Below are 7136 nucleotides of genomic sequence, written 5' to 3'. Positions count from 1 at the left end.
GACGCGCGAAGCCGCGCGGGACGTGACTGCCCACGGCGTCAAGCCCGGGCATGACGCGCGGTGAGGGGGTCTGCGCGGTCGCATTAACCCTCCGCTCATCCTTTTCGTCAAAATAGCAGTGCTCCGGCCGCGGGGGCGCTCGCGGCCCGGCGTGTCGCGTGGTGAAATCGAGCTTTCGGCTCGGAAGTGGTGTAATGCGTAACATTATGATCATCGCGGCCATCATGATCGGCCTCGGCACCTTCATGGCGCAGATGGCGGACAAGATGAGCTCCGCTTCCGCAACCTCGGCGCCGCGTACGACGGTTGCCCTCGCGGCCGCAGCACCGACCGGCGGCCGCAGCCTCGCCATTTCCCGCGACGGCCGCGGTCACTTCCAGACCGAGGGCAGGATCGACGGCCAGCGCATCGGCTTCATGGTCGACACCGGCGCCTCCGTGGTTGCGCTGAATGAGACCTCGGCCGCCCGCTTTGGCCTCCGTCCCTCGCGCGGCGAGTACAACGCCACCGTCTCCACCGCCAACGGCACCATCAAGGCCGCCCGCACCCGCATCGCGATGCTCGATGTCGGCGGCCTCATTGTGCGCGACGTCGATGCCATGGTGCTGCCCGATGCGGCGCTGTCGGAGAACCTGCTCGGCCTCTCCTTCCTGTCCCGCCTCAAGCGCTTCGAATACGCCAACGGCCAGATGGTGCTGGAGCAGTAGGCGGAGCCTTCCGCGATCAGGCGCCGTCCCTTTCAAAAGAGATTTCTTTGCGTCGACCGCCCTCGCGGTAACGTTTCTTCGTTACCAAACTGCCGCAATTAACGGCCATAAGCCTTCATTCCCGCCTTTCGTTGCGGCCCGGCATTCGCTAAGGCTGCAGCAAATCCTGCCCCCTTTTCACGAGACCGTCGCAATGTTCCCGAAGCCGAAATCCGTATTGCTGCCCAACACCTACGCCTTCGAATCCGAGCCGATGGTGAAACCCACGGGCTTTCGCGAGTACGACGCGCGCTGGTTGTTCCAGAAGGAAATCAACCTGATGGGTGTGCAGGCGCTCGGCATGGGGCTGGGCGCACTGATCGCCGAGCTCGGCGTCAAGCAGGAGATCGTCACGGGCCACGATTTCCGCGGCTATTCGGCTTCGATCAAATATGCGCTGATCTCCGGCCTGATGGCGGCGGGCTGCAAGGTGCACGACATCGGGCTTGCGGTGACGCCGATGGCCTATTTCGCGCAGTTCGATCTCGACGTGCCCTGCGTCGCCATGGTCACGGCCTCGCACAACGACAATGGCTGGACCGGCGTGAAGATGGGCGCCAACCGTCCGCTGACCTTCGGCCCCGACGAGATGACGCGGTTGAAGGAGATCGTGCTGGGCGCCGATTTCAAGAACAAGGCCGGCGGCTCCTACCAATTCCACGAGAACTACCCGGCGCGCTATATCGCCGATCTCACCAGCCGTCCGAAGCTGACGCGCAAGCTCAAGGTCGTCGCCGCCTGCGGCAACGGCACCGCCGGCGCGTTCGCGCCGCAGGTGCTGGAAGCGATCGGCTGCGAGGTGATCCCGCTGGACACCGAGCTCGACCACACCTTCCCGAAATACAATCCGAATCCGGAAGACATGGAGATGCTGCACGCGATCCGCGACGCGGTGCTGCATCACAAGGCCGATGTCGGCCTCGGCTTCGACGGTGACGGTGACCGCTGCGGCGTGGTCGACAACACCGGCGAGGAAATCTTCGCCGACAAGGTCGGCGTGATGCTGGCGCGCGACATGTCGGCGATCCACAAGGATGCGCAATTCATCGTCGACGTGAAGTCGACCGGCCTGTTCGTCACCGATCCGGTGCTGCAGAAGCAGGGCGCGAAGGTTGCCTATTGGAAGACCGGCCATTCCTACATGAAGCGCCGCACCAACGAGACCGGTGCGCTGGCGGGCTTCGAGAAGTCGGGCCACTTCTTCTTCAACAAGCCGTATGGCCGCGGTTATGACGACGGCCTGGTCTCGGCGCTCGCGATCTGCGACATGCTCGACCGCGCGCCGGGCAAGTCGATGGCGGACCTGAAGAACGCGCTGCCGAAGACCTGGTCGTCGCCGACCATGTCGCCGCACTGCGCCGACGAGACCAAATACGGCGTCATCGACCAAGTGGTGAAGCACTTCGAAGGCTTGCAGGCCAAGGGCGCCAAGATCGGCGGCCAGGCAATCCGCGATCTCGTCACCGTCAACGGCGTGCGCGTCACGGTCGAGGACGGCAGCTGGGGCCTGGTGCGCGCCTCCTCCAACAAGCCCGAGCTCGTGGTCGTGGTCGAGAGCCCGGTCTCCGAGCAGCGCATGCACGACATGTTCGAGATGGTGAACAGCGTGCTGCGCACGCATCCCGAAGTCGGCGAGTACAATCAGAAGATTTGATATGAGAGGCGAGACGCCTCGAGCCAGAACTTCCGCCGTCATGCCCGGGCTTGTCCCGGGCATCCACGTTCTTCTCTCTGTGCAGATGCGCGTGGATGGCCGGGACAAGCCCGGCCATGACGACCACCGATGAAGCCGCGCCAGTAGTAAGTAAAAACTAAGCCGCCACCACCGCCGGGATCGGCAGCGCGGTGACCGACTTGATCTTCTCCATCGCGAAGCGCGAGGTGACGTTCTTCAGCGGCACGGCGCTGATCAGCTTCTTGTAGAACACGTCATAGGCCTGCATGTCTGCGACCACGACGCGCAGCATGTAATCGACGTCGCCGGCCATGCGATAGAACTCCATCACCTCGGGCATGGCGCTGACGGCTTCGGCGAACTTCTTCAGCCAGGCGTCGGAATGGTCCGAGCTTTCGACCGACACGAACACGGAGATGCCGAGCCCGATCTTGTTCTGGTCGACGAGGGCGACCCGCTTGATGATCACGCCGTCGGCTTCCAGCCGCTGGATGCGCTTCCAGCAGGGGGTCGAGGACAGGCCGACGCGGTCGCCGATCTCGGCGACGGACAGCGAGGCATCTTCCTGGAGCACCATCAGAATCTTGCGGTCGATGGCATCGAGGCGGCGGCTGGTCTCGGGGATCTGGACAGCGGCATCGGTCATTTGAAGAACTTTGTTCCATTTCAGGGGCTGATTTCCCTGATATAGAGAAAATCTTTCCACAGCAAGCCCATAATCTCGGCGCGAGAGTGGAATCGCTCTACGGCGCGCCGCGCAAAAGCCCTTCAACTTCAATGCGTTGTGGGGCGGCTTGGCCCCCGCCATGGCGGGTGCATTTCAGCGCTGCGGCAGCCGCGGCGAATCGCAGCGCCTCCCGCACCCCCTTACCCTCGGCGAGGCCAAGCGTGCAGGCGCCATGGAAGACGTCGCCGGCGCCAAGCGTATCGACCGCCTGGACCGGGAAGACCGGCGTCTCCTCCAGCTCGCCCGCCTCGTTCAGCCAGATCGTGCCGCGCGGACCGCGGGTCGCAGCGAGGAAGGCGGGCGTCAGCTTGGCGAGGCGCCTCAAGGCCTCGCCGTCGTCGGTGATGCCAGCGGTCTCCTGCACCTGCTCGCTGGCGAACAGCAGATGCGAGGCGGCGGTGAGCAGGCCGTCCTGCAACGACATCGCGCGGTCGACGCCGACGATGACGGGAATGCCGCGCCGGCCTGCTTCGGTGCACAGGGAGATCGCGAACGCCGCGCAGCGGCTCTCGACGAGGACGGCCTGACAATCGTCGAGCAGCTTGTCGGCATCGCCCAGCTTGACCGTCCAGAGAACAGGATCGCGATAAATGGTCAGCGTCCGCTCACCCGTCGCGTCGATGATGATCGCCGAGACGGGCGTGCTCACACCGGGCATGCGCACGATACGGCTGGTCTCGATGCCTTCGGCGGTCATGCGTTCGAGGATGAAGCCGCTCGACGTCTCGCCAGCATCGCCCATCGGTCCTGCGAAGGCGACGCGGCCGCCAAGTCGGGCGATCGCGATGGCGGCGTTGAGCGCGTTGCCGCCGCAAATCTCGGCGAGATGCGTTGCGTTGGCTTTACTGCCGCGTACGGGCACGGCCTCGACCCGAAAGGTCAGGTCGCGCACGGGAATGCCGATGCAGAGGATGCGCGGCGCGGCCGCAAGTAGCGCCATCGGCGGTCAGCTCTTGTCGTGCACCCAGCGGCCGAGCAGGTGATGGGCGATGGCGAAGGGATGCGGGCCGGCGAGCCCGTCCGGATGCGTCCGTGTCAGCATCAAGGCGGCCTCCTCGCGCGTGAACCAGCGCGCGTCTTCCAGCTCCATGCGATCGACGACGATGTCCTCGCTGACGGCCCGCGCGCTGCAGCCGATCATCAGCGACGACGGATAGGGCCAAGGCTGGGTCATGTAATATTGCACGTCGGTGCAGCGAATGCCGGATTCTTCCAGGATCTCGCGGCGCACCGCGTCCTCGATGGTCTCGGCAGCCTCGACGAAGCCGGCGAGGCAGGAATACATGCCCGGCGGAAACTGCTTCTGGCGGCCGAGCAGGCACTTGTCGTCGGAGGCAACGTGCATGATCACGACAGGGTCAGTTCGCGGAAAATGCTCGACCTTGCAACTCGGGCACTCGCGCTTCCAGCCGCCTTCCTTCATCGCGCTGCGCGCGCCGCAATTGGCGCAATAGCCGTGGCGCTGGTGCCAGCTCACCATCGACTTCGCCATCGCGATCGCCGAGAGCTCCTCGGGGGGAATCGCGCCTTGCATCGCCATGCCGCGCAGCTCGGTCAGTGTGTAGTCCTCGCGTCCCACCAGCTTCTCGGCGGCAGCCTGCGACAGGCCCATGCCGAACATCGCGGCGCCGTCGCGCAGGCCGAGGAAGATCGTGCCTGGATTGGCGCCGCACTTCAGCGCCTCGTCGATCGAGAGCAGCGCGCGCGTCTTGTCGCCCTCGCGCCTGACCAGGAGCGAGTCGCGGTGGACGACATAGGCGCGCGAGGTCGGCTTCTGCTCCATCGCGAACAGCTTCTCGTCGTCGCGGCGCAGATGCGCAGCGCGGTCGAGGATGTTGGTGACGAAGGCCGGCTGTCCCAGCGGAAATGCGTCGAATGCTGACATTATCGTTCTTTCAACCCAACCAGATCTTGCGGCGAAGCGCGCTGATGAAATTCTGAACCTCTGCGGCGTCATGCGCCAATGGCTGCATCACGCCCCAGACCGGCCGCGGCCAGGCGGCGTCACTGGTGCGGCGCGCAATGATGTGAACGTGAAGCTGCGGCACAAGGTTTCCGAGCGCGGCGACATTGAGCTTGTCGCATTTGGTGATCTCCTTCAGCGCGCGCGAGACGCGGGAGATCTCCGTCATCAGCTGCGCCTGCTGCACCTCGTCGAGATCGATGATCTCAACCGCGTCGGGGCGCCGCGGCACCAGCAGCAGCCAGGGATAATGCGCATCCTTGATGACCAGCACTTTCGACAGCGGCAAATCGCCGATGTCGATGGTGTCGTCTTTCAGGCGGGAATGCAGCGACCAGGCGGGTTCGGGCATAGGTGTTTCCAAGGGGGCCGATGGGGGCGGGCTTGTTTGGTCCGACCATACGATAGGGAGTTAGCAAGGGGAAGGTTCGGGCTCCGCTGCTTATGCATACGCGATCGTCGTCCCCGCGAAGGCGGGGACCCATAACCACAGGGAATAGCTATGGCGCGAGCTGGCGGCTCCGAATCCTCGCCAAACTCGACCCTGCGGTTATGGATTCCGGGCTCGCGCTGCGCGCGCCCCGGAATGACGGAAAACTATGCCTCCGCCAACACCCGCGCATTGGCGCGGATCGAGGCTTCGCTGACGCGAATGCCGAGGCCGGGCCCGTCGGGCACCACGACATGGCCGCCGCGGTTGGCGACGCGCTCTTCCAGCACATCCTCGGTCAGCACATGATGCGGCATGTAGAACTCGCACCCGAGCGAGATGCCCGGCGTCGCCGCGATCAGCTGCGTGCCGGCCGCAAGGCCAATGCCGCCCTCCCACAGCGTGCCGCCATAGCCGGGCAGGCCGGCGATGTCGGCGATCGCCATGATCGCCTGCGCCTCGAACAGGCCACCGGCCTTCATGAGCTTGATTGAGACGGCATTGGCGGCCTCGCGGCGCACCACCTCCATCATGTCGCGGCGGTCGAAGCAGCTTTCGTCGGCCAGCACGGGCGTTTCCAGCGCCGCGGTGAGCTGCGCCATCACGTCGAGAAACTTGCGCGGTACTGGCTGCTCGATGAAGGTCGGCGCGAACTCTTCGACGTCGCGCAGGATCTTGATGGCGCCGAACGGCGCGAGCGCCTGATTGTAGTCGACGCGGAGGTCGACCTTGTCGCCGAATTCCTTGCGAATCGCTTCGAGGTGGTCGAGGTCCTCGCGATGCGGCTTCACGCCGGTCTTGACCTTGTAGATGACGTTGCCGTCCGGAACCATCTTCCGCATGCGTTCGAGATCGGCGGCGAAATCCGGGTCGGCGATCGAGAAGGAAAGGGGGATGGTGTCGCGCACGCGGCCGCCGAGGAGGTCGGCGACCGATAGCCCCGACGATTTGCCGACGATGTCGAGCAGCGCCATCTCGATCGCGACTTTCGCTTCGGCATGGCCGACCAGCACGCGGTCGAGCTCGGTCATCAGCGCGCGGATGCGGCGCACCGGTTTGCCGAGCACGATGGGGCGCAGATAGATGTCGAGCGCGGAGAAGGCCGCTTCCGGCGTTCCCGTGAACACCTCCCACGGTGCGGCCTCGCCCCAACCGATCAGGCCGTCGCTCGCGGTGAGCTCGACCAGCACGCGCTTGACCGTGCCCTTGACGTTGCCGACGCCCTGCAGACGCGCCATCTTGATCGGGCTTTCGATCAGGAACAGCCTGAGACGTTCGATCGTTGCTTCGGTCATGTCAGGCCTCCATTAACGTGCCAGACCTGGCCGGTGACGTAGGATGCTTTGGGCGATGCCAGGAAAGCGATGATCTCGGCCACTTCTTCTGGCCGCCCGCGGCGGCGCATCGGGATCAACGCCTCGGTCGCAGCGATCTGCTCGGGTGACAGCCGGCTTTCGCTCGGCTTGTCCTTGACAATGAGGCCCGGCGCGACCGCGTTGACGGTCATGCCCTCGCCCGCGAGCTCGATCGCGGTGAGGCGAACCAGCGCTTCCAGTGCGGAGCGGCTCGCGGCCGTCGCCGCGAAGGGCGCGAAT

The 7136-nt window shown here is 65.1% G+C and carries 8 protein-coding genes; 2 read left to right on the top strand and 6 right to left on the bottom strand.

Translation table 11 applies throughout. The annotated features are described in order from the left end of the window. The first annotated feature begins 194 nt into the window (after window positions 1–194). Window positions 195–707 (top strand): TIGR02281 family clan AA aspartic protease, encoded by a 513-nt coding sequence (locus tag MOV74_RS26945; protein WP_246929525.1) that lies wholly within the window; start codon window positions 195–197, stop codon window positions 705–707. 193 nt (window positions 708–900) lie between these two features. Then, window positions 901–2400, top strand: a complete 1500-nt coding sequence (locus MOV74_RS26940; protein WP_246929523.1) for a phosphomannomutase/phosphoglucomutase — start codon at window positions 901–903, stop codon at window positions 2398–2400. A gap of 157 nt (window positions 2401–2557) precedes the next feature. Here MOV74_RS26940 and MOV74_RS26935 read toward each other — a convergent pair whose 3' ends face one another. The 6 genes from MOV74_RS26935 to MOV74_RS26910 all read right to left on the bottom strand — a co-directional run. Then, window positions 2558–3067 carry an Lrp/AsnC family transcriptional regulator gene (locus tag MOV74_RS26935; protein WP_246929522.1) on the bottom strand — a complete coding sequence of 170 codons (510 nt, stop codon included), beginning with the start codon at window positions 3065–3067 and terminating at the stop codon, window positions 2558–2560. A 97-nt stretch (window positions 3068–3164) separates the two neighbouring features. Further along, window positions 3165–4088: a sugar kinase gene (locus tag MOV74_RS26930; RefSeq protein WP_246929520.1), complete on the bottom strand. Its 924-nt coding sequence runs from the start codon at window positions 4086–4088 to the stop codon at window positions 3165–3167. Window positions 4089–4094: 6 nt separating this feature from the next. Then, window positions 4095–5033, bottom strand: a complete 939-nt coding sequence (gene nudC / locus MOV74_RS26925; protein ID WP_246929517.1) for an NAD(+) diphosphatase — start codon at window positions 5031–5033, stop codon at window positions 4095–4097. A 10-nt stretch (window positions 5034–5043) separates the two neighbouring features. Beyond that, entirely contained in the window at window positions 5044–5463 is a 420-nt protein-coding gene (locus tag MOV74_RS26920) for an HIT domain-containing protein (RefSeq protein ID WP_246929516.1), read from the bottom strand. 245 nt (window positions 5464–5708) lie between these two features. Further along, window positions 5709–6836 (bottom strand): muconate cycloisomerase family protein, encoded by a 1128-nt coding sequence (locus MOV74_RS26915; protein WP_246929515.1) that lies wholly within the window; start codon window positions 6834–6836, stop codon window positions 5709–5711. Beyond that, the coding region (locus MOV74_RS26910; RefSeq protein ID WP_246929513.1) for an SDR family oxidoreductase at window positions 6833–7136 on the bottom strand (304 nt) is incomplete at its 5' end. The genes MOV74_RS26915 and MOV74_RS26910, both read right to left, overlap by 4 nt.

The organism is Bradyrhizobium sp. SHOUNA76, from assembly GCF_023006445.1.
In the GTDB taxonomy this organism is placed as follows: Bacteria; Pseudomonadota; Alphaproteobacteria; order Rhizobiales; family Xanthobacteraceae; genus Bradyrhizobium.
Note: the sequence above shows the minus strand (reverse complement) of the source record. Positions and strands in the feature narration are given on the sequence as shown.

What these genes read in the sequence shown, in the direction of transcription:
- MOV74_RS26940 (WP_246929523.1), top strand. Translation starts at nt 901, where the DNA reads ATGTTCCCGAAGCCGAAATCCGTATTGCTGCCCAACACCTACGCCTTC.
- MOV74_RS26935 (WP_246929522.1), bottom strand. Translation starts at nt 3,067, where the DNA reads ATGACCGATGCCGCTGTCCAGATCCCCGAGACCAGCCGCCGCCTCGAT.
- MOV74_RS26930 (WP_246929520.1), bottom strand. Translation starts at nt 4,088, where the DNA reads ATGGCGCTACTTGCGGCCGCGCCGCGCATCCTCTGCATCGGCATTCCC.
- nudC (WP_246929517.1), bottom strand. Translation starts at nt 5,033, where the DNA reads ATGTCAGCATTCGACGCATTTCCGCTGGGACAGCCGGCCTTCGTCACC.
- MOV74_RS26920 (WP_246929516.1), bottom strand. Translation starts at nt 5,463, where the DNA reads ATGCCCGAACCCGCCTGGTCGCTGCATTCCCGCCTGAAAGACGACACC.
- MOV74_RS26915 (WP_246929515.1), bottom strand. Translation starts at nt 6,836, where the DNA reads ATGACCGAAGCAACGATCGAACGTCTCAGGCTGTTCCTGATCGAAAGC.
- MOV74_RS26945 (WP_246929525.1), top strand. Translation starts at nt 195, where the DNA reads ATGCGTAACATTATGATCATCGCGGCCATCATGATCGGCCTCGGCACC.